This is a genomic window from Sphingomonas sp. STIS6.2 (assembly GCF_000732685.2).
In the GTDB taxonomy this organism is placed as follows: Bacteria; Pseudomonadota; Alphaproteobacteria; order Sphingomonadales; family Sphingomonadaceae; genus Sphingomonas; species Sphingomonas aerolata.
The window spans coordinates 1-23,108 of the sequence record NZ_JPDP02000046.1; the positions used below are offsets into that span (position 1 = coordinate 1).

At 62.2% G+C, this 23,108-nt stretch carries 16 protein-coding genes and 1 pseudogene; 4 read left to right on the forward strand and 13 right to left on the reverse strand.

All coding sequences use genetic code 11. The annotated features are described in order from the left end of the window. The 3 genes and pseudogenes from sphst_RS09505 to sphst_RS09515 form a co-directional block, all read right to left on the reverse strand. A pseudogene (locus tag sphst_RS09505) lies at window positions 1–181 on the reverse strand (hypothetical protein); the annotation flags it as partial. 25 nt (window positions 182–206) lie between these two features. Further along, entirely contained in the window at window positions 207–572 is a 366-nt protein-coding gene (locus sphst_RS09510) for a hypothetical protein (RefSeq protein ID WP_031393300.1), read from the reverse strand. Between the two features lie 27 nt (window positions 573–599). Further along, window positions 600–1,091: a LuxR C-terminal-related transcriptional regulator gene (locus tag sphst_RS09515; protein WP_031393299.1), complete on the reverse strand. Its 492-nt coding sequence runs from the start codon at window positions 1,089–1,091 to the stop codon at window positions 600–602. Window positions 1,092–2,277: 1,186 nt separating this feature from the next. On the opposite strand from sphst_RS09515, the gene sphst_RS09520 reads away from it, so the two are divergent. Next, the gene (locus tag sphst_RS09520) at window positions 2,278–2,616 is read left to right on the forward strand and encodes a hypothetical protein (protein WP_234387546.1); all 339 of its coding nucleotides are present in this window, start codon (window positions 2,278–2,280) and stop codon (window positions 2,614–2,616) included. Window positions 2,617–2,795: 179 nt separating this feature from the next. Here the strand turns inward: sphst_RS09520 and sphst_RS09525 are convergent, their stop codons facing one another. The 3 genes from sphst_RS09525 to sphst_RS21210 all read right to left on the reverse strand — a co-directional run bounded on the left by sphst_RS09525 (window position 2,796) and on the right by sphst_RS21210 (window position 4,373). After that, window positions 2,796–3,329: a hypothetical protein gene (locus tag sphst_RS09525; RefSeq protein WP_031393297.1), complete on the reverse strand. Its 534-nt coding sequence runs from the start codon at window positions 3,327–3,329 to the stop codon at window positions 2,796–2,798. A gap of 290 nt (window positions 3,330–3,619) precedes the next feature. Beyond that, on the reverse strand, window positions 3,620–4,063 hold the full coding sequence (locus sphst_RS09530; protein ID WP_031393296.1) for a hypothetical protein: 444 nt from the start codon (window positions 4,061–4,063) through the stop codon (window positions 3,620–3,622). 106 nt (window positions 4,064–4,169) lie between these two features. Then, window positions 4,170–4,373 carry a DUF5818 domain-containing protein gene (locus sphst_RS21210; protein WP_081877455.1) on the reverse strand — a complete coding sequence of 68 codons (204 nt, stop codon included), beginning with the start codon at window positions 4,371–4,373 and terminating at the stop codon, window positions 4,170–4,172. A gap of 943 nt (window positions 4,374–5,316) precedes the next feature. Here sphst_RS21210 and sphst_RS09540 point away from each other — a divergent pair. Both sphst_RS09540 and sphst_RS09545 read left to right on the forward strand, forming a co-directional pair. Beyond that, complete coding sequence (locus tag sphst_RS09540) at window positions 5,317–6,504, forward strand: ROK family transcriptional regulator (protein ID WP_051916262.1); 1,188 nt, start codon at window positions 5,317–5,319, stop codon at window positions 6,502–6,504. Window positions 6,505–6,675: 171 nt separating this feature from the next. After that, entirely contained in the window at window positions 6,676–7,587 is a 912-nt protein-coding gene (locus sphst_RS09545; RefSeq protein ID WP_031393294.1) for an ROK family protein, read from the forward strand. Between the two features lie 159 nt (window positions 7,588–7,746). Here the strand turns inward: sphst_RS09545 and sphst_RS09550 are convergent, their stop codons facing one another. From sphst_RS09550 to sphst_RS09580, 7 genes are all read right to left on the reverse strand, one after another. Further along, window positions 7,747–9,204, reverse strand: coding sequence for a carboxylesterase/lipase family protein (locus tag sphst_RS09550; RefSeq protein ID WP_031393293.1), 1,458 nt, complete (start codon window positions 9,202–9,204; stop codon window positions 7,747–7,749). After that, window positions 9,201–9,974, reverse strand: coding sequence for a GDSL-type esterase/lipase family protein (locus sphst_RS09555; RefSeq protein WP_031393292.1), 774 nt, complete (start codon window positions 9,972–9,974; stop codon window positions 9,201–9,203). Before sphst_RS09555 ends, sphst_RS09550 begins: the two co-directional genes overlap by 4 nt. A gap of 10 nt (window positions 9,975–9,984) precedes the next feature. Then, a complete protein-coding gene (locus sphst_RS09560; RefSeq protein ID WP_031393291.1) occupies window positions 9,985–11,949 on the reverse strand; it encodes a glycoside hydrolase family 97 protein in 1,965 nt (654 codons plus the stop codon). Beyond that, window positions 11,949–14,891 carry a glycosyl hydrolase 2 galactose-binding domain-containing protein gene (locus sphst_RS09565; protein ID WP_081877453.1) on the reverse strand — a complete coding sequence of 981 codons (2,943 nt, stop codon included), beginning with the start codon at window positions 14,889–14,891 and terminating at the stop codon, window positions 11,949–11,951. The genes sphst_RS09560 and sphst_RS09565 overlap by 1 nt, the downstream gene beginning before the upstream one ends. Before the next feature lie 85 nt (window positions 14,892–14,976). Then, window positions 14,977–16,485, reverse strand: a complete 1,509-nt coding sequence (locus tag sphst_RS09570; RefSeq protein ID WP_031393289.1) for a tryptophan halogenase family protein — start codon at window positions 16,483–16,485, stop codon at window positions 14,977–14,979. Then, window positions 16,482–17,954 (reverse strand): tryptophan 7-halogenase, encoded by a 1,473-nt coding sequence (locus sphst_RS09575; RefSeq protein WP_043156429.1) that lies wholly within the window; start codon window positions 17,952–17,954, stop codon window positions 16,482–16,484. Before sphst_RS09575 ends, sphst_RS09570 begins: the two co-directional genes overlap by 4 nt. Next, the gene (locus tag sphst_RS09580) at window positions 17,951–19,465 is read right to left on the reverse strand and encodes a tryptophan halogenase family protein (protein WP_043156435.1); all 1,515 of its coding nucleotides are present in this window, start codon (window positions 19,463–19,465) and stop codon (window positions 17,951–17,953) included. Before sphst_RS09580 ends, sphst_RS09575 begins: the two co-directional genes overlap by 4 nt. Window positions 19,466–19,709: 244 nt before the next feature. Between sphst_RS09580 and sphst_RS09585 the strand changes: the two genes are divergently transcribed. Further along, entirely contained in the window at window positions 19,710–23,087 is a 3,378-nt protein-coding gene (locus sphst_RS09585; RefSeq protein ID WP_043156427.1) for a TonB-dependent receptor, read from the forward strand. The last annotated feature ends 21 nt before the right edge of the window (window positions 23,088–23,108 follow it).

Consider the following 23,108-nt stretch of genomic DNA (forward strand, 5'->3'; position numbering starts at 1 on the left):
CCTCACCCGGGGCCCAGCCTTCTTTCGCCGCGATCAATCGAATAGCAGTAGTGGTGGCGAACCCCGCCATGTTGATGAGCGCCCCCAATCGTTCCGGCCTGCCCCCTCTGAGTGCCGCGAAGAGCAGCACGCCGAACATGACGACGTTAAAGATGACCGCGAGGATTATCTGGGCGCTCATAGGATTTCTCGCGGCCTACCCGCCGTTACCCCCGCGGTGACGTAGCCTCCGCAATCCGCGGAACGTCGATCTCCTTGATCGAAACAGATGGCGGCTTCGGCAAGTTCTCGCCCCAGTTCGTTTCTGTCAGGCCCAGTTGGCGACCGACCTTCTCGACAGACAGATGTGCTCGCATTGCCAGCTGATCCTGACCATCAACGAGGGCCGACAGTGCCGCGACCGTCGCCTTTACCGTTTGCTGCGTCATCGCGGCAGATAAGCTGTGGGCCTCCGTCGCCTCGAGTATGGTCAGTAGAAATTGCGCCGTATCACGTGTGGCTAGAGTGATCGATCGCTCCGCTCGGCGCAGGTCGTCCGCGACGATCCGGCTTGTGTCGGAAAGTGATTGCATAAGGCCTCCTTGGGCACCGAGCGCCCATCACAGTGGTTTCAATCCAAGCAGGAGAAGCAGCGTTACGATCGCCATGCCGGCCGCAGTTAGGCCCAAGGGGGTCACGATCGAGATGATCGCGGTCCAGAAGGCAACCTGCTTCCAGGTGAGCATATTCGCTGCCGCCCCAGCGGTCGGCAACGGGAGGGGAAGCGGTAAAGTTGGTGGCGCGGAAGGTAGGTCGTTTGCAGGGGGTAAAGGCTCTACCCCTCCGTCGTACTCCGCCAGGAGCCGCGCGGCATCATAACGGGTCGGCACGCCGAGGATATTATTTGCCTTTAACAGCTGCTTATCGACCGCCCGGTGGCTGCTACCCGTGGCCGCCGCGATCTCCTTCGAGCTGCGGTTCTGAAGCACCAGGCGGAGATAAGACCGCTGACGATCGGTCAGCAGAGCAACGCGATCCGGTGTGCTTACACCCGGCGTCGGTGTTGGAGGCGTCCGTTGGGCAGGACGTTTGCCCGGTTCGTTCGTCAGCATGCTCGTGAAAATACTCGCAACCCGGAATGATTCGGCTCCATGTCTGCGATGACTCCTGACGGGGCCCGTCTATCAAATCCACATCACAAGGTTCAAACGTCGCTCGAACGCGACGGACCGGGCACGTTCCAGGGCCCACGACGCCTCGCCGCTTTCTCACTTTCGACGCAGGCTGAAGCCAAGACCAGCGTAGCGATCAACTGCGATCGCCACTCAGCATGAATAATAGAGCTAATGGACGGAAGAAAATATGCAGACGGTTGGAGCATATACGTGGCAGCGATAATCATCCTTGGGCTGCTTGTGGTCGCAGCGCCCCAAGCGCAGAACAGTTCGAAACTCGGCACGTCGTTTCAACAGGCTGCGCCATCCGCGCATGCGACTGTTGCGTCTGTCTTGCCGTATCCCGTTTACGTCGTTCCTGTTCAGCAAAGAGACGAACGCAAGCCTAAACAGCGTTGCTGGGATGATGAGACCGCAAAGGTCGGGGCAACGCTCAGTGCCCTTGACCGGAGTACAATCGATTTGAAGTGCAGCCAGCGCTAGAATTTCTCGTTTTGTGATCGTTTTTGGGAAAGGCGGCAGCCCGCCAGGAACGTCGGCCAATCACCATCCTCTTCCCGAAAGCGGACTGTCGCCTTTCCATCATTTATTGCCCTTCAGCGGTCGAAAGTACGGAAAACCCGGTTCCCGTCACGCGTGTGTGACAAACAGGTGCTTGGGGACGCCTCAGCGAGCCTGCCGACGCTAACTGTGTATCTGTGTCCATTTCAAATACCGATCCCGGATCGCTTCGTGCTCGGATGCCGGAACTTGCTGGTAAAGCATGGCGATTGATACGCTGATCGCCGGGGCGATCTCCCGCGCCCCGATCGAGCGACGAGCGCGCCGTCCGCCATATTGCTCCGTCGACGAGCGCGATGCCTGCTTCCAGGATGCTGCGGTCCGCTTAGTTTTGCAATGACAGCGTGTTTTCGCCTGAGCCTTGTACCATAGCGGCGTGGCTTGAACACCATCCTTGGCCCGCAAGTGCGGTCGAATGCTGGGTCCCCGACTTCCGTCGTGCGGCCCGCAAGATACATGACCTTGCTACCGCTTGTCGGTGCGGGGAATACGTGGGGCGTGGTTACCAGTGTTGCCGCGTGTTCAACCGTCCCGGCTACCGGCGGTTGATGGAACGCGCGCCATGTCCTTGATCAAAAGTTTGCTCACGAGGTTCCGCCGGCGCCAAAGCCCTTCGAAGGATTTCTCGAACAGTGGTTCGGGAATGCTTCAGATCGAAGCGCTGGTGCAGGCACATGGCGACTGGCTCGCGCTGCTGGCCACAATACTGGAACGCGAACGCGTAATCACAGGCGCCGAACTCGCGCGCACCCTGTCCGAGTTTGCCGCGTATACAGCCGACGATCGCCCGGTGGAGGGGCAGATCCTTTCCTTCTGGGCTTCCCGCTTGAACGACACAGCGGCAGCCGGCTGCTTGGAAGGTAGGCATGAGCCTATCCTAATCCCGACGCAAATTGCGTAACGGCCGATCCGACGTTTCTTAACCAAAAGTCGCGGTTCAGACGACCGGCGCTTTCCCATCAGGATGCTCAATCGAGACTTTCCCTTTGCCGATCAGAAGCCATACCGCACACCATTCCGCAACGCCCTATGGCAATTGAGGTTAGCTGGCGTTAGCCCGAAGGTGGACACGTTCAGTGTCTACGGCCTTTGGAAAGCCGGATGACAAACCTTTTTTGATCGTAGGTCTTGCGCCACACCAAGACACGCTGCAGTCCAGAGAATTGCCGCAGCCGCGATCCCAGCAATCTTGCCCCCCGCAGGTGCGGCGACAACGAAACCAACGGCGGCCGAAGCGATCATTGTCGCCCCGAGTACATAGAAGCCCCGAGATGACGCAGACAATGCGATGGGCAGGAAATGCAGTCCAACTACCAGTGCCATCACCGGTAGCTGCCATTCCGGACGATGCAGATTGATTACGATGTTAATACCGATGAAGATGCCAAGACCTTCGGCCATGCTGCTCCACATGATGACCCTTTGGGTCTTCTTTGAAAGAGCATCGCCGCCTCCTGGCAAGCGGATGACATATACGGCGAGCGAACCCAAGATCGCGAAGACGATGAACGGTAAAGCCAGTGCTATCCCTGTGACATGCCACTGCCAATACATCGTCAGAGCTATAAATACGCTACCGAAGAAGCTTAGTATTACCGCGCCACGTCCGCTCATCCTTGCCCCCAAAAATGCCCGTTCACAGAACGCATAGCATTATCTATCACCACTGAGACAATCGTCTTTTCCCACAGACGAACGTAGGGCGGGGCAGTAGTCCGGGCATTCGCGCTGAGATCAGTTCGGCGTACCCGTTTCCCAAAATCTGTTCCCGTTTGTTCATTCTCGAAATGGTCTATTGAAGATGGAGAAGGGGTCTCTGCGTGCAATATCTCGGCAGGTTCGCGCTATCGATGACGCCATCTTCACGGCGTCGACCGCCGTGAAGATGGCGTCAGGCGAAATGGTCACGCTGTCCTGGGCATATCCGTAATCGACGCTGTGACCGCCGGGGTGCTTTGCATGTCCGGTGCCTGCGTCGCTGCTGCCATCAGATCGACGTCCGTCAAATCGCGGTGATCGATCCACCATTTGGCGTCAGTCACCCAAAGGCACTTGTAACAATCAGCGTCGCTGTAGAGGTTGGTCAGTCCTGCGAGCCGCTTGGTCCTGATCGTCGTTCCCCAGCTGATCTGCCGATCGCTGCCGGTCAGGGGTGGAAGATCGAGGTGGGAGATTGCGGCGCTGCTTGACGCTGCCGCAGCGGCTTCCTCAGCTCGTTTTTCTACAACGAAGCAGTCTCGACAGTTCGTCGTCTTCAGCCATTTGGCCTTGCGTTCTTGCTGGCTGTCAAAACCAGTGAGATAATGAGCCTGCTCATGACCGCAAGCATGAATGATCCGCTGTTCCATGAGCAGGATGATGCCTGTTCGTGATTTGTACGCAACGCCAATGAGTCGGGTTGAATCAGAATTGCGCCCAGCGGAAGGCGACTAAACCGGAGGAGTGGTCAGTCTGCTAAGCAAGGGCAACGCCGTCAGCGTTTACCAGATCTAGTCCGACCAATGTGCCGATAAGCCGGACGCGTTTTTCAACCCGGTCGCTAGGGGTACGGTGCAGCTTCAGCTCGTAGCGCCTACCGACATCGCCGCGAAGATAGAAGGCCCCGCCATCGCGAATCAGGGTGCCTATTTCGTTGATTCGGGCACCAGGCGCTACCATCGCTGCGTCATGTCTCTTACCATTGTATAACTGCGCGAGGTCTCTGCCGGTAACCGATGTCGCTCAGCGTGGTCCCGTGATTTTGCCAACGCGTGACGGTACAACCGTCGGATCAGTCGATGGCCCGCAAGCCGGCGCGACTGGCGTGCGCCGACAACCATCGTCGACGAAGTTAAGGCCACCATTCCCGAAATCTAAGGAAGCACTACTCCCGGAGCCGACGAGCCTTACTCTGCGGCGATCGGCCACCCTACGCCTATGGTTTTCGACGAGCGTCTGCGCGTCGCGGGTCAAGGAAACGCAGGCAAAAAGAAAGGGCCGCCAAAGCGACCCCGAAAGTTATTAAGGAGAGGATGCCTGAAAGGCCTGCTCTGAATATAACGGACAACAGCGAATAGCGAATGCAAATTCCATTATTCGCGATTGCAGATACTGCATCTGTCGGCTGCTCGGGATCGATGTGGATCAAATGAAAGTATCATCATTCCCGTAAAGCCAACCCATATGATGCCGCGGAACCGCCACTGCGGCGTGCCGCCGAGTTTAAGCGCTTCGGAATGCGAAATGAGCACCGTGCCGGCTTTGCCGCGCCCGTCAAAACCACACAACCGACGATCGCTATGCTACAACCTACGTTTCCTAATGATCACCCTTAATGTCCACGCGCCGGGGGGGCGTTGCCGCAGTCTCGGCGTTCCCGGTCAGGTTGCCGACGACGATGATTTGACGTTAGCCGGTGGATGGCATTATTTCTGCCAGATGTTGCTGCCAAAGCATCCAAAAGATGCAACCCGTTGCAAGTAACGGCCAAGGCTGGCACGTTGTAACCAGTATAAGACCACATGAAAGGGGCGGAACTCGCGAGGGCATGGCGACACATGACAGCGCACCGGATTCTAGTCATTCAAATGTAAAGCCGAGGTTTTTAAATAGGGGGGCGCGTTTGGGTATAAGCCTGTCCGGCACTAATCTTGAGCGCGCGGCTGACTACAATCAGCGTACGGTGCTACAAGCCATCCGCGTTAGCGGCGAAGCTAGCCGGAGTAATCTGGCAGCGATTACTGGACTGACGGCGCCAACGATCGCGAACATCGCGAGAAGGTTGCTTGATGCCGGACTGATCAGGGAGGCAGGGCGACGACAAGGTCCGCGCGGACAGCCAGCTTCCCAACTTGTGATTAATCCCGCTGGGGGCTTCTCTATCGGGATTAACATCGACCGAGATCACATCACAATCGTATCGCTCGATCTAGCCGGTTCCGTGCTGACGCGTGCGACGCTTGAAGCTGCGTTCGCGATGCCTGACGTGGTTGCCGGATGGCTACGCCGTCAGATTGCAGACATCCGCGCATCGAAGCTGATCAACGAGCGGCGCATGCTTGGCGTTGGCGTCGCGATGCCTGACGATCTCGGCCGGGTGACCTTGCCCCATCGACCGTCCGCGTATGAAAGCTGGAACGACGTCGACGTCCGAGCGATGGTCGGGGGAATCGTACCATGGCCCGTGCATATCGACAATGATGCGGCTGCGGCAGCGATAGGCGAAGCGCAGTTCGGATCGGGCATGGTTCTAAGTAGCTTTTTTTATGTGCTCGTGAGCGCAGGCCTTGGCGGCGGTATGGTGATCGACGGCAACTACTTTCGCGGTGCTGGCGCACGTAGTGGTGAAATCGGCTTCATGTCCGATATGACACGGCGCGCAGGACGGCAGACGGTGCAGGAAACCGTATCGTTGTCTGCCCTCTATGCAAGGCTACACGCTGGCGGGTGCGAGATCGACACAGTCGAAGCGCTGACCCGCGAAGACGCCACGGTGGAGTTAATTGTCGAACGTTGGATCGAGGACGCCGCGCAGTCGCTGATCGAGCCTTTGATCGCGGTCAGCTGCCTGATCGATCCCGGCGCAGTGCTGATCGGCGGGCGTCTGCCGGCGACGCTCGTCGATGCGCTCGTCGAGCGATTGAATGTCATGCTTGCCAACTCAAGGTTGCCGTCTCCGGCGCGGGTCGTCCGCGCGACGATGTCTGACGATGCCCCTGCGATCGGTGCGGCAATCCTGCCGTTCCTCGATCACATCCTACCCTCCGAAGCGATCCTCATGCAGGTCGGCCACACGTCTGGAAGCGATTAATGCAATTTACCTTTAAACATACGACAATCTAGGTAGATTAAGCCCAACAGCCCAGCAGGGCGGTGATGGGAGAGGCAAGAGACAAGCGAGTGCAATCGCCGCGTCGAATAACGCGTACGCGTTCCACTCCGATTCCCGCCGCGCAACATCGGGCAGAGGGAAACACGGACGATGATCCAGATTGGTATCGATTTCGGCGGCACGAAAATTGAGGCGGCGGCGCTCGATGACAACGGGCGCTTCCTCAGCAGATTGAGGGTGCCAAATCCAGGCGATTATGACGCGGCGGTGCGCGATGTCCGCGCGCTTGTCCACGCGGTCGAAGTCGAAGCGGGCGGGGCGGCTAACGGTGCCGTGGCATCGATCGGTATCGGTACGCCAGGGTCGATTTCCCCGCAAACCGGACTGATGCGCAACGCCAACTCGCTGTTTCTGAACGGACGCCGGTTCCGCGAAGACCTGGAGACCGCGATCGGCCGACCCGTGCGGATGGCGAACGACGCCAATTGCCTCGCCTTATCCGAAGCCGTCGACGGCGCGGCAGCCGGCGCGCGCTCGGCGTTCGCAATCATCGTAGGGACCGGATGTGGCGGTGGTCTCGTGATCGACGGGCGGATTATAGAAGGGGCGAATGGCATTGCCGGGGAATGGGGCCATGTGCCGCTGCCTTGGCCGAACGAGTCTGAGTATCCCGGGCCAGAATGCTGGTGCGGCGAGCGCGGTTGCCTGGAAAGCTGGGTATCGGGAACGGGATTTCGGCGCGATCACGAGATCGTCACCGGCCAGGCGCTAGAAGGCGCGGCGATCATCGCGGCGGCGCGCGACGGCGATCCCGACGCGGCGGCAACTCTGGAGCGCTACGTCGATCGCCTCGGCCGTGCGATCGCCTTGCTCGCCAATCTGATCGATCCCGACTGTTTCGTGCTCGGCGGCGGCATGTCGAACGTGGTCGAGATTTACGCCCAGCTGCCCAATGCGGTGCGTCGACATACCTTTTCCGACGCCTGGAATGCGAAGATCGTCCAGGCGGTGTGGGGCGACAGCAGCGGTGTCCGCGGTGCGGCACGGCTTTGGCCATTTTAAAGGAGTCCACACGCGCAGCGGAAGGAATTCAAAATTTCAGCGCCAGTCGAATTCAGACTTTATTGTATGGATACTTGTTTTCCCACGAAGGCGGGGACCCACACTGGGCTGCGACCGTCCCGGGAGAACAACGCTTCGTTGCGCTGCGCCCGCTTGACGCTAAGGTGCGCTGCGCAAGCCGCACACTTCGCCGCGTAGATCCGCCCCCGGCTGCGGGCCACCGTTCACGAAGCCAAGATAACTCTTGGTTGCAAGATCAAAACGCTTCCACGCGGGCAGTCCGGGAGCGTTCGGATCGCCGGTGCGCGCAAAGGCTAACCAATAGGCCTGCATTGGCGGCGCCCCAGGCTCCAGATCGTGCGCGCTCGTCATCACGTAGCGAATTTCGCTGCCGTGCGTCACGGGCTTGGCATCGGGCGCGCTGTAATCGAACTGGTATTGCCAGACCGGCTGACCCGCGCGCGTGCGAGCGGCGGCAATTGTCGTTACCGGACAACGGAAGGTGATGTCATTGGACAGGATCAGGTCTAGATCACCCAGCCGCGGATCGGCAACGGGGATCGTGTCCACGCCGTACACCTTGCGAGCGATGGCGGCGTTGTTGCCAAAAGCTTCCGCGATCGCGTCGTCCGCGCGAGCGACACCACCGTGCAGCGTCAGTTCGCGGGCGTTGCTACCCACGATCAGCGGGGCGGGGTTGCCGCCCTTTACTAAGCTCGCAGCGGGCGACTCCGTCAGTACGCGGCCATCAACGACCGCCTGAAGCCAGATGAAGCTCTTGTCGGCGAGCCCTGGCACCTCGACAGCCTCGGTGGCTTCGATGAGCTTGGCGACGGGAAGCGCACGCAGCGCGGCAGCGGTCTGTGGGATGCCCGCCTTGACCGCGATCAATGTGCCAAGGCCTTCGTTTTCGGCCAGGCTGCGCGGTGGCGTCCCGAAGCCGGGCGTCCCGCTCTCCTCGATCGCCTTGGCGAATAGCCCCCGCGATCCAGGACTGAGCAGGTGCAGGCCGACGTCCATCGCGCCGGCACTTTCGCCGAACAGGGTGACGTTGGTCGGGTCACCACCGAACGCCGCGATGTTGGCGCGCACCCATCGCAGCGCCGCTTGCTGATCCATTAGACCGTAGTTGCCCGATGCACCGCTCCCCTCGCGGGTCAGCGCCGGATGCGACAGGAATCCGAGCGCGCCGAGGCGGTATTGCATGCTAACAAGCACGACGCCGTTGCGCACCAAGCCGGACTGGATCGTACCCGCGCCGCCACCCGCATAGTTGGATCCGCCGTGAATCCACACCATCACCGGCAGCGATTTGCGCGGCGTAAGATCGGGCGTCGCGACTTCGAGGTAAAGGCAGTCTTCGCTCGCGGAATTTGCAGCCTGCGTGTTCCAGCCACGATCTACCTGTGGGCAGGACGGTGCGGATTTGGTCGCATCGCGCGGACGCTGCCAGCGGCGCATCGGTTGCGGCGGTTTCCAGCGTAGCGGGCCGATCGGAGGCGCAGCGTAAGGTATCCCGCGGAACAGATGGCGGCCGTCCGACGTCACTTCGCCGCGCAGGGCACCTTGAGGCGTCGAAACGATCGTGGCGGCAAGCAGCCCAGCGAGCAGAATCACCGCGCGATGATCGCGCGGGTGGGCGCGGGCTTTGCCAGCGCTGCTGCGAATGCGCGATCGGCGACCGGCGCCATCACCGCATAGCCCGCGGGGGTAGGATGAACGTGATCCGACGACAGGCCTGCGCGCATGCCGTTGGTGCCGGGTGCAACCAGTGCGGACCAGTAATCCGCGTAGGTCGAACCAGTCGCCGCGGCATAGGCCTTGAGCCACGTGTTCATCGCCACGATCTTGCTGCCTGTATCAAGCCCCGGACGCCAAGGATACTGGTCTGCCGGCGGGATCGAGGCGAGGATCACCCGGATACCATTGGCCTGCGCGAGTTCCGTCATCGCGCGAATGTTCGCCTTGCTTGCGTCGGGGGTCATCGGCCCGGTATTCAAGGCGATATCGTTTGTGCCGGCCATGATCTGTACCACCGCGGGCTTCAGATCGATAACGTCTGCGGGGAAGCGCACAAGCATTTGCGGCGTGGTCTGGCCACCGATGCCGCGACCTAACCGGCCTTCCTTGAAGAACGCCGGCACGTGGTCGAACCAGCCCTGCGTGATCGAGTCGCCGATCAGCACGATCCGTGGCTGGCCTTTGACGGGAGCAGGTAGGGCTGCGTTCGCATCGCGGTAGCGGCCTAGATACGCCCAGTCGGTGTGCAGCCGCTCCTCGGCCTCCTTGGCCCATTGTGCCTTCTGCTCGGGCGTAGGGTCGGCGGCGAGGGCAGGGAATGCTACGGCGAAGGCGAGTGCGGCAATCAGCAGGCGGGTCGGTTTCATCGGAGCGTCCTTATTGGATCGGAACGAGACGGATCGCGCCGCCGCCCGATGCTGCGAGTGTCAGGGTCAACGTATCGCGTGCAGTGACAACGCGCGTGATCGTAATGACGTCGGTGGGGCTTGCACCGTCCTGCCATATTGTCGCGGTGAAGCGGCCACTGCCAAGAAAATCGAGCGGTACGTCTACGGTCCGTGCCGTCTCGTTGGTCATTGCGCCGACATACCAATCTTTGCCCGACCGGCGCGCGGTGACGATCCGCTCGCCGATCTCGCCCGACACGACGTGGGTTTCGTCCCAAGTTGCGGGCACGGCACGGATGAAATCAAATCCCGCCGCGCCCGCATAGTTATCCGGGCTGTCGGATACGCCCATGAACGGGCTGTCGAACACGACGTACATGGCAAGCGCCTGTCCCCGCGTGGTTTGCACCATCGGCGTCTGCGGTTCGATTCGGAACGTCGCGGGCGTCGCGTTGAGGAAACCACCGGGGGTATAGTCGTAGGGTCCCGCCAGCCCGCGCGTGAACGGCAACGTGACGTTGTGCCGCGCTGTGATGCGCCGCGTCCATTTGTTATACTCCGCGCCGAGCACGCCCTCCTGCGTCAGGAACTGCGGCCAGGTTCGCGTCGCGCCGGTCGGATGATAAGCGCCGTGCAGATCGAGCATCAGATGATGCGCCGCGCTTGCCGTGAAAATTCGCTGGTAGAAGTCGACGATCTGCTGGTCGCTGCGGTCCATGAAATCGACCTTGAAGCCCTTGATACCCATCACCGCATAGCGCGCGAACACCGCGTCCATTTTCGCATCGAGCACGCGCCAGTTCGCCCACAGCCACAGCCCGACCTTTCGATCCGCCGCGTAGCGGATGAGGCCGGGCAGGTCGATCACGGGGACCGTGGTCATGATGTCGGCGCCCTGATACACCACCGGACCGCCGCCGCTATTCATGTACCAACCGTCGTCGATTAGCATGTAAGGCAGCCCGTTGGCGGCGGCGAAGTCGATATACGCTTTGATCGTCGCGTCGTTCATGCCTGCGGTGGGCAGCGCCTTCAGCGTCGGGCCATTCCACCAGTCCCATGCGGTCTTGCCCGGCTTCACCCACGAGAAGTCACCTTTGGGAGCGGGGTTAAGGCTGGTCAGGATCGTCGACTCGATCAGCTTGCCGGGCGTGGCGCCGAGCATTACCACGCGCCATGGCGTCGTCAGCCCGGTGGTCCGGACATCGGTCTTCACCGCGATCGCGGGATCATCGAGCCGCGGGGTAAGGCGGGTGGCAAAGCCAAGCGCGCCTGTTTCGCGGCCGGTGAGATAGGAACCCGCATAATCGCGCAGATTCGCTTCGGTCAGCGCGAAGCTGATGTCGCCGGTGCCGGTGCGGCAGGTGACGGGCGTCTCGAACAAATTGTGCGGGCGAACCTGCGATGCGCTCAGCGAGTCATATTCGCCTTCATGGCTGGTATCGAACCGGCCAAGGTTGAGCCCCCAGCAACGATAATCGGCTGGGAAGGCGAATTCGGTCAGTTCGCCCGCGAGCCGCAGGTCGGTGAAGCCGGGCTGGACGGGCAGGCGGTAGCGGAACGCGACGCCGTCGTCATACGCGCGAAATACGATATCGAGCTTGCGTTGAGCGCCGCCGGTCTCGGTCAGCCCCAGCGTCAGCTCGTTATACTGATCGCGCGCGGCCGACGTCTTGCCCGCAATCAAGCGATAGCGTGTATCGGCGTTCGTGCGCGCAGCACCGGTAGACGCGGTGTCGGGGCCAAGCTTCTTGTAGCTCTCGAACGCAAGGCCCAGCGGCGACGTGCCGATCACCGGCCGCCCGTGAAAGGCGATGGCGTAGGTCGGACCCTTGGTAGCCGCATCCTGGCCGATCGTCACGTCGATCGCCCCATCGGGCGACAACAGATGCCGGTCTTGCGCCGATACGGAGGTGGCGGTGCACAGGAGCGCAAGGACGAGAAGCGTCTTCATCATTGTACCTTCACAGTGGTCGGCGTCACGTTCCAGCCGCGCAATGCGACCGTCGTCCGTCCCTTCGTCGCGGAGGCGGGGTAGCGGATTTCCACGCGGCGACGAGTGCCGGGGAGTAGCGAGACGTAGTTATCGGTGAAGTACGCGGGTAGGACTTGCGTGCCGGCTCCGTTAATCACCGTCAGCTTGGTCGCGAGTGCTGCGACCGAGCCCGTGTTCGACAGGTCCAGCGTCGTCACGATCTCGTCGCCGTCCCGGCGGCTGAAGGCGGTGGCGGCGACGCGGGCCTTGGCCATCATCGTCATACCCCGATAGGCGGCGTCGTCAGCACCCTGCCAATAGACGTTCTGCGAGACGATCTTGCCCGCCGCGTCGGTGACGTCGAGCGACACCAGCACCATGCCCTTCGCCAGCAACGGCCCAAGATCGAGCGTGAACGCGTCCGCCACCAGACCCGCCCCCGCGCTCAACGGTGCACGCTGCTCGGCAAGCACGCGGTTGTCGAGCGACGTTACCTTGGCATGCACGACCGCGCCAGCCAGCGCCGGGCCGTTATTCACCAGCACCACCTTGTGATCGGGCAGGTTCATCTGGACGTGGACCGGCTCCGACGCCTTCTTCGTCCCATAGAACGCGGCGTGCGTATCATAGTCCGACGAGAAGATTTGCCACGCCGACGATGGCCAAGCTGGCTGCGTCATCCACAGCATCCTCGCCGAGTTGGTGGTCCACAGCCCGGCGTTGAACCCTTCGAAGATCGCGCGGTAGGAGTCGTACTCCATCATCTGCGCCTTGCGTTCGAAGTCGGGCAGGCTGGTGCCCTCACCATAGCGCGTCGCCAGCGCATCCATGTACGTCTTGACCGCGCCGTTCCCGGTCATGTGCCAGTCGTGATACGCCCACGTGTCGCCGATCGGCCACAGGTCGGCCTTGGGCAGCGCGCGCGTCCACGCTTCTAGTGTAGGGAAGCTCGGCGTACCAAGTTCGACCGAAAAGCCCTTGGCGTGTTCGGTGAAATAGCTCGCCTCGGGACGCCAGTTGTACGGCCCGCTGTTCTGCAGATTCACCCGGTTCGACGAGCCCATGTACAGCCGCGTCCCGTCGTCACGGTTGACGATCCTCTGCAGCGCCTCGTTGAGGATCGGCTGCGGCACGCCCTCGTTGCGGCCGAACCAGACTACGATCGACGGGTGGTTGCGGAACCGTTTTACCACGTCCTCGGCATTGGCGGTGAACAGCGGCACGTCCTGCGCCTCGAGATTGTAATCCTGCGTCGATTCCCAGAAATCGTTGAGGATCATCAGCCCGTGTTCGTCGGCGAGATCGTAAAAGGTTTCCTCGGTATTCTGGCCGACCCAGTTGCGGATGATGTTGAGGTTCGCATCCTGATGCAGCCGGAAGAACGGCAGCAGGCGCGCGCGCTCGGTCCGCTTCATGAAGTCGTCCATGCCGATATTGCCGCCGCGCGCGGCAATCCGCACGCCGTTAACCTTGATCAGCAGATACGGCGCGAGCCCGGCATCGCCTGCGATCGCCGTCACCGCGGGCGAGGTCTCGGCGCCGGGGACGAGCGACGCCGCCCAGCCATTCTCGGTCTGGCGGATACCTTGGTGCGTACCGTCGACGATCTGCGTGTGCAGCGCGCGCGCCTTGGATAGGTCGATTCCGACGCGGCGCAGCGTATCGGTCTTGTCCATCAGCGAAATCTCATAGGTCACCTGCCGCATGCCGAAGCGCAGCGTCTTCGTATCCGACACCGCGCCGCCGATCGTGCTGGTCAGCGTCAGGTCGTGCAGCGCCGGCGCGCCGTAGCCGTTCGGCCACCAGAGCTTCGGATTGCGCACCGCGAGTACCGGAAACTCGGCGGGCGCCATCGTCACGTCGGCCCTCGCATGCGGTGCGAGCGAGACCGATTTGCTGACCGTCACGTCGTCGAACCTGGCAGTGACGATCGCCGTTGTGGGCTGGTCGGTCAGGTTACGGACGGGGACCGTGATCTCGACGTTCGCGACGCTGTTTTCGGCATTGGGCAAGGTCGTGACGACCTGCGCATCGCCGAGTGCGGCGGGGCCGGTCGCGATCAGGTCGACGCCTTGCCACAGACCGGTATTGCGGTCGCGGATCGACGGGATCCAGTCCCAGCCCTCGGTCGCGACGAAGGTCGGGCCGTCGAGCATCTGCATGCCGCCGTTCTCGCCTACCCCTGCGGTCATCGATTCCTCATGCGCAAGGCCGGGATGCGGCGGCGGCGACACCTTCACGGCAATGACATTGCGCCCGGGGGCGAGCTTGCCCGTCACGTCGAACCGGCCGCGGATGAAGGCGCCCTTCATCGTGCCGAGACGCGCGCCATTGAGCCAGATCTCGGCAGCGTAATTCACGCCCTTGAAGTTCAGTTCGAGATGCTTGCCGACGGTCTCGGCGGGCGCTTCGATTTCGGTGCGGTACCAGTAATCCTGGCGGGCGAGGCGCTCGGGGATCGCCATGTTGTCCAGCCCGAAGGCGGGATCGGGATAGACGCCGCGGTCGACCAGGGTGGTCAGCACGGTGCCGGGCACGGTGGCGACGTACCAGGATTTGGCGTCGTAGCCCACGCGCGATACTGCGGCACCGTTCGCCCGAACGCTGGGTGCTTCGGCGAGCCGCCAGCCGGCGACGGTCCACAATCCGGGCGCGCGCTGCGCCAGTGCCGGACCAAGCGGTACGGGCTTGGCAACGGGCTTCGACAAGGGGGCACGGCTGCGCGGGAGTGTAGCCGGGTCCTGCGGTGCGACCTGTCCCAGCGACTGGCGAAGCTGCACTGGCCATTCCGACCGAACGGGGTCTCGCTTGGCATAGCCTGGGGGGAGCGGGGCAGGAGGTGCTGTCTGGGCGCCGGCGGTAGACGCGAGCAGCGACGCGAACGCAGTAGCGCCAAAGATACGGATCGAACGTTCGGTCATCAGTCATCCCCTTTTTTGGCAGCCGGATCTCTGGCCGGGCTGCACAATCAGGCCGCAAAAAGCACGCCCGAGCGAAAAAGCCAAATTATTTGGCAAATTCCGGGCGGTGATCGAACGGCGCGTGCCGGGCAACGAATTCCGCATGGTCCGGCAGGGCTTTCGCGGCACGCAACGTCGCAGCGCGCATCTCGCGCAGCGCGTCGGCAACCCGATCGGCATCCAACGCATCCACGATCGGATCATAGCCGACCGGGGTGACGTTCTGCCCAAGCAACACCTGCACCCAGCTCGGAATGCCGAACAGCTCGTCATCGTAGCGGAAGATGCGGCCCTTTTCACGGAACAGCGCGAGCTTGCGCGTCAGGCTGTCGGGGATCGGCATCGTCCGGACATGCCGCCAGAATGTGGAGTCGTCGCGGCGGGTGGCATGGTAATGCAGGATGATGAAGTCGCGAACCGAGGTGTAGGCGTCGCCCATCAGTCGGTTGTATTCGTTGCGCTCGACATTGCCGAAGCCAGCGTCCGGGAACAACCCGAACAGTTTCGAGATGCCGGTCTGAATCAGGTGAATGCTGGTCGATTCGAGCGGTTCGAGGAAGCCGCCGGCGAGGCCCAGCGCGACGACGTTGCCCTCCCACATCTTTGTACGCCGCCCTGCCTTGAAGCGAAGTTGTCGCGGATCCGCAGTCGGCTTGGAATCGAGATTGGCGAGCAGCAGCGCGCTCGCCTCGTCGTCCGACATGTGTTCGCTGGCATAGACATGGCCGTTGCCGGTGCGGTGCTGGAGCGGGATACGCCATTGCCAGCCGGCCGCGCGGGCGGTCGCCCGCGTGTAGGGCAGCAAGGACGTGGTCGGTTCGGTCGGGACGGCGATCGCGCGGTCGCAGGGCAGCCAGTGCGACCAGTCCTCGAACTCGACGCCCATGGTCTTGCCGAGCAACAGGCTGCGAAAGCCCGAGCAGTCGATGAACAAATCTCCGTCGACCGCGGATCCATCGTCGAGGCGGACCGCGCGGACATGGCCGTTCTCGGGATCGCGATCGACGGTGGTGATACGTCCTTCGATCCGGGTCACGCCGCTGGCCTCGGCGCGACGGCGGAGGAACGCCGCGTAGAGACCGGCGTCGAAATGATAGGCGTAGGCTAGCGGTGCTGTACCGCCGGGCTGGCCGAAACGACCGAGATAGGCGGCGACCGCAGACGGAGAATACGCGTCAAGCCCACCGATGCCGAGATAGTCGCGCAATTTCAGCCAGAGCTGGTGGAAGGCAAGCCCCTGAATGTCGCGGCCGTGTCCGCCGAAGGCGTGCAGATAGCGATCGTCCCCCGTGTCCCAGCCGACGAACTCGATCCCGAGCTTGAAGGTGGCACCCGTCGCGCGGACGAATTCGCGTTCGTCGACGCCGATCAGCTGGTTGAACCCGAGGATCGGCGGGATCGTCGCCTCGCCGACGCCGACCGTGCCGATCGCGTCGGATTCGACCAATATGATCTGGCGCTGGCCGTCGTCGAGGTAACGAGCAGCGGCGGCGGCAACCATCCACCCGGCGGTACCGCCGCCGACGATGACGACTTTGCGGATGGGGGCGGTCATCGTCTGCTGTCCAGTTGTGCGAGATAGGCGGGGTAGGGCGGCAGCTGCGACGGCAGTGCCGCAGTTGCCTCAGCAAGTCGCTTCAGCGTGGCTGTGATCGTTTCGAGCTGGCTGGCCGATGCGATTGGATCGGCGACGCGGGGGATCATACCAAGCCCGAGCAGCAGCCCGTGCCAGTCGTCCTTGTCAAAGCTCTCATCCTCATAGAATGGCAGCCGTCCGCGGTGCGCGAATTGCTCAAGCGTATGTGTGAGGCTGTCGGGCCGGCGCAGGCGGGATGCCCTCTTCCAGAACGCGCCGCGCGTGCGCCCGGTCGGTAGATAATGCGCGGCCTGGTAGTCGCGAACCCGCTCGGCCTGGCGAACGCTTTGGGCGTTATATTCAGCAAGTTCGGTCAATGCGCAGTCACGACCCGGGAGCAGGTCGATCGCGCGCAGGATGGCGGCGTGTGCGAGGTGCAGATTGGCGTTTGACAAGGGATCGAGCACGACCGCGGCATCGCCCAACGCAAGGACGTTGTGCTTCCACGGTTCGGCGCGGACACCCGGCGCGATGGGAATGATCGTCTTACCTGCCGGCAGGATGCGGTGTGCACTTGAATCCGACGTCTGATCAGCGGCGAAGGACAGGCCGGTCAATGTCCGGTCGCGGAGTGCGCTCGTAAACCGCCAGCCTGCCGGCACCGCGATCAGTTCGTCGGTCGGCGTCGGTACTTGGGCGGGAGCCGTTCCAAGCAGCAGTCGGTCAACCGGCAGCCACGTCTGCCAATTGTCCCACTGCGTATCCAATGTCGAGCGCAACGGCGCGGCAGGGCCCGAACAGTCGAGATACAGATCGGCCGAGATGCGCCGCCCGTCCGTCAACATCAGCGACGCGACGCGCCCATCCGGGGAGCGCTCGACGCTGGCAAGGGCACCGGAAACAGAGCGGATGCCGATATGCCGGGAAAGTGCGTGCAACAGATCGCGATAGCGGCGCGGATCTAGGCGCAACGCGTAGTCAAAACCCGAGATCGGTGAGTTCGTATCGTCGGACGGATGGACGAACTTTTCCGCAGACGCGAGCACGGCCGGCACCGAGAAGGCATCGAACCCAGCGATCTTGCCGGCGCGGCGTGCGTTCAGCCAATGTTGGTGAAACGCGCCGGGTGCAGTTGTACCACCGCGTTCGCCATGCGCGAGCACGAACGGCGCTCCGTCAGCGGTCCAGTCCGACAGCCGCGTGCCGATCCGATGCGTCGCGCCCGCCGCAAGCAGGTCGCGTTCGCGCAGGCCGATCCGGTCGTGAAACTCGGTGATCGAGGACAACGTGCCGGGCAGGCGATCAACCAGCGCCATGGGATCGTCGGGCGTCTCGATCAGCGTCACCGTTAGCCCGGGCAGCGCACGCGCGAACGCGACCGCTGCGGACAGACCGACGATGCCTGCACCAAGTACGGCGATGCTGGCTATCGGCGCACGGCTGGTCACGCGGCGATCGTTGCGTTGCGGTGCGCGATAAACGCGGCATGGTCGGGCATTGCGTTGGCGGTCGAGGCGACAGTGTCGCGCAAGCTAGCGAGCGCGCGATCAAGACCGTCGAGGCCTGGTCGATCCGCGCGCTGGTCCCACGCCTGCGGGATGATCCCCTGACCGAGATAGACCGCGATCCAGCTCGGTTCGAGGAACAGGCCCTCGCTATACTGAGTTACGCGGCCAGCACGGCGGAAAAGCTTCATCTTGTCGGCGAGCGTCGTGGGCACGTCCATCGTCCGGACGTGGTTCCAGAATTCAGAATCGTCGCGGGTTGTGGCGTGATAATGCAGAACCAGGAAATCGCGGATCCGGTCATACTCCATGTCGACCATCCGGTTGAATTCGACCCGATCGATGGCGGATATGCCCTCCGACCGGGCGCGCTGCGGGAACAGCTCGATCAACTGGGTGATCGCCATCTGCGCGAGGTAGATGCTGGTCGATTCGAGCGGTTCGAGGAATCCCGATGCGAGGCCGATCGCAACGACGTTGCCGACCCAGCTGTTGCGGCGGCGACCGGCACGAAACTTGAGGAAACGCGGGTCGGCGAGCGGCGTGCCCTCGACCGACGCGACGAGCGCCTCGGCGGCTGCCTGATCCGTTATGTGCGCGCTGGAATAGACATAGCCGTTGCCGACGCGGTGCTGCAACGGGATGCGCCATTGCCACCCGGCCGGTTTCGCCGTCGCCCGCGTATAGGGTTCGATGGGACCGTCCGGCGACGTGCACGGCATCGCGACCGCGCGGTCGCATGGCAGCCATCTCGACCAGTCTTCCCAAGGCTCGGCCATCGCGTCGCCGAGCAACAGACTGCGGAACCCCGAGCAGTCGACGAACAGGTCGCCCTCGACGGTCTCGCCCGAATCCAGGTGTAGCGTACGGACATCGCCACTAATGGCATCCTGCTCGACCCCGACGATCCGCGCTTCGGTCCGGCGCGCGCCGTGCGCTTCGGCAAAGCGGCGGAGATAGGGGCCGAACAACGTCGCATCGAACTGATAGGCATAGCCGAAGCTCGCGGCCAGATCGTCGGGTGCGCCGTCCGGAATGGCGAAGCGATGGTGCCTGGCAGCGGCGACCGCAACCGAATAGTCGCCGATCGGGCCGGCCCGCCCCTCGGCCGCGAGCCGGAGCCAATAATGATGGAACGCGACATCGTCGAGCGGCCGACCAAACGTACCAAAGGGATGGATATAGCTGTCGCCGATCGCGCCGAAATCGCGAAAGTCGATGCCGAGCTTGAAGGTCGCATGCGTGGCTCGCATGAAGTCGGCCTCGTCGAGCCCCAGCCGTACGACGAAGGCGCGGATATGAGGCAATGTCGCTTCGCCTACACCAACGATGCCGATCTCCGTCGACTCGATCAGCTGAACGGTACAGACGTTTGGCAACAGCCGGGTCACTGCCGCTGCCGTCATCCAGCCGGCCGTCCCGCCGCCGACGATCACAACGTGCGTAGGCCTCATATCGTACATTATCCTCGTCCGCCATTTAGGACCGATCCAAGAATGTAACATGAAAGTCACAGTTGGATTAAGTCCGGCATTATCTGTCAATTGATTTGTCTTATTCGACTTGTCTGGGCAAACATAGCTGCTTATCACGCTGATCAAGGGCGCGATTGTCGTTCGCCTTGATGGGGAGAGTCCGGTGAGAACGCCTGCTTCATAAGCGGCGACAGCCAGGCTTGTGGATGTTGAAGGGGTAATCATGGCTAGTATTTCATCGCGCCTGTTCGGGGCGAGCGTATCGGCGCTCGCTGTCGCGTTCATTGCACAACCGTCGTCCGCGCAGGTCGCTGCTGCATCGACCGATGCCCAGACGGTGCCGGCACCCGCCGGCTCTGGCGCCGCGAGCACGACGTCGGGCGCGACCAGCCTCGATGCAGCGACCGCGGGCACGGCGCCCGGTTCGGCTAGCAACACCACCGGCACCTCGGGCGCCGCGCAAGATGCCGGCAACCCGACCCCCGATCCCGAGCGCGAAGAGATCGTTGTCGCCGGCATCCGCCAGAGCCTGGCGAACGCGCAGAACATCAAGCGTAACTCCGACACGGTCGTCGACGCGATCACCGCGGAAGACATCGGCGCGCTCCCCGATCGCTCGGTCAACGAAGCGTTGCAGCGCGTTCCTGGCGTGTCGATCAGCCGTTTCGCCGCACCGAACGACTCACAGCATTATTCCGCGCAGGGGTCGGGCGTCGTCATCCGAGGGCTGAACTATGTACGCGGCGAGTTCAACGGCCGTGATGCGTTCGCCGCGGGTGGCGGGCGCGAGATCGGCTTCAACGACATTCCAGCCGAAGTCGTCGGATCGATCGAGGTTTTCAAGAACCTTACGTCCGATCTGATCGAGGGTGGCATCGCCGGCACGGTCAACATCAACACGCGCAAGCCGTTCGATTCGACGAAGGACCTGATCTTTTTGTCGGGCGGGATCAATTATCCTGATCTTGAAAAGCGCAGCGCGCCGCAGGCCGTCGGGCTCGTTTCGAAGCAGTTCGATCTCGGCAGCGCCGGACGCTTCGGCATTCTCGCCAGCGGCACCTATCAAAAGCTCTATAGCCGTTCCGACTCGGTCTTCGTCTCGTCGATGCTGCCGCGCTACAATGACGACACGAACGGCAACGGCGTCCAGGATACCGGCGAGGGCCGCGTGCTCAACGCTGGTACGCCGTACCAGTCGACGCTGTTCGACACCTTCCCGCTGCCTGCCGGCCGCAACGTCGTCTACGCGCCACTCGGCGGCGGATCGCGTACGCAGGACTTCGATCGCAAACGTATCGCCTATTCGGGGTCTGCGCAGTATGAGAATGCCTCGCGCAGTCTGCTAATTACCGGCCAGTTCCTGCGTGCCGAATCGACCGAAGACTGGATCGAGCACACTGTCGAGCCGAACGTCTATTATAATGACGTCAATACGGTCTTCCCGGTCGGCGGCACTGATTTCACCTATGACGATGACGGCGTGTTTACCAGCGGCACGCTCGGAAAGCGCACAGGGCAGGTTTTCGGCAACAATCCCGCCGGGTGTGGCACCAACGCCGATGGCTCGCCGGTGACCTACTGCCCGCTGACGCAGTTCGCACCCAACGGAATCTTCACGACCCAATCCAACCGCCACTTCTATTCCAAGTCGATCACGCAGGATCAGTCGCTCAACATCAAGTTCGAGCCGATCGATCGCCTGCATCTTAATTTCGACGGCCAGTATGTGAGCTCCAAGGTTAAGGTGCGCGACGATATTCTCGACACCGCGACCTTCAGCCAGACGTCGATCGACCTGCGTGGTAATATTCCGCAGATCACCTCAATCACGCCAGGCTTCGATACCGCCAGCTATTTTGCCAATCCGAACTCGGTCTATTTCCGCGACGCCTTCAACGGACGCCAGGATAATAAGGGCGACGAATGGGCGTTTCGCGGCGACGCGCAGTTCGACGTCAGCGAAAACGCGTTCCTGCGCAACGTTCGGGTCGGCGGTCGCTATAGCGACCGCAAACAAACCGTGAAGGCGGTCGACTACAACAACTGGGGCAACGTGTCGGAGACGTGGGCGGCCGCGGGGCCGGTCAGCTACACGGCGCTCGACTCTAGCCAAGGCGAACTTTACAACTTCACCAATTTCTTCCGCGGTGGCACGAACACGCCGCCGAGTACGTCGTTCGTTTCTGACGCTGTACTGGGCGATCATGACGCATTCACCGATCTGTTGCGTAAACTCACCGCGCTCGGCGGCGGCAGTTATCAGCCAGCCGAGGACCGAACGGGCGTGACGGTTGACGGTGCATACCGGCCGAGCGAGGTCTATCGCAATCGCGAGCGTACCTTTGCAGCCTACGCCCGCGCCGATTTCGGCGTAGAGGATTTCGGCAACGGGATGAGCCTGACCGGTAACGTCGGCGTGCGTTTCGTCCGCACGAAGGACGATTCGAACGGCGCAATCACTTTCGCGCAGCAAAATACGATCTTCGATCCCACTAACCTCGGCAATAACGCGGCCGGCGTACCCTATCCGGCAACGCTCGGTGGTTTCTGTCAGCGCGCGTTTGATCAGCCAAACGGTCAAGGCACTGTGCCTGCGATCTGTACGGTGTCCCCCGCACAACAGGCGGCGATCGTGGCGTATTCGAACGGTGCCTCCACACCGGATATCGCCAAGCAGAAGTTCAACTTCTGGTTGCCGAGCGCGAACGTGAAGCTTCAGGTCATGCCGACGCTTCTGTTCCGTGCGGCTGGATCGAAGGCAATCTCCCGCCCTAATTTCGGCGATCTCCGCAACTATGTCGGTGTCGGCGCTTCCGGCGGCAACACGACCGGCAACTTCCAGTTCGCCGCGCAATCGCGGAACCCGTTCCTTCGTCCAGTCGAGGCGTTGCAGTTCGATCTGACCAGCGAGTGGTACTTCTCCAAGGTTGGCTCGCTGACTGCAACGCTGTTCCACAAGACGCTGTCGAACATCATCGTCGACAATTTCGGCTATACGCGCACCCTGACGAACAACGGCCAGACGTTCGACGTGCAGGTCAACGGCCCCGCCAACGTGAAGGGCAAGTCGCGGATCAAGGGTGCGGAAATCGCGTACCAGCAGACGTTCGACTTCTTGCCGGGTGCTCTCAGCGGCCTTGGCATGCAGGCAAACTATACGTACGTGAAGGCAGGCAAGATCCCCAACCCGGTGCCCGCAAATGGCGCCGCGGATGGCAGCCGGCCGCCGCAGGACGTCGCTGGCCTGTACGACAATCTTCCGCTCCAGGGCCTGTCGAAGCACACCGTCAACCTCGCCGGCTTCTACGACAAGGGTCCGTTCTATGCCCGTGTCGCCTATAGCTGGCGCTCAAAGTTCCTACTGACTAACCGCGATTGCTGCTTCCCTTTCCTGCCGGTCTACGCGTTGCCGACCGGACAGCTCGACGCATCGGCGTTCGTGACGGTGAACGAGCACTTCAAGCTGGGCGTGACAGGGGCGAACCTGCTCGACACGACGACCAAGACTACCTTCCTGCTGAACGGCGCGGGGCTTGAAGCGCCACGCAGCTTCTTCAAGAACGATCGCTCGTACACGTTGTCGGCACGCATGACCTTCTGAAGTAGCGGGATACAAGGCCAG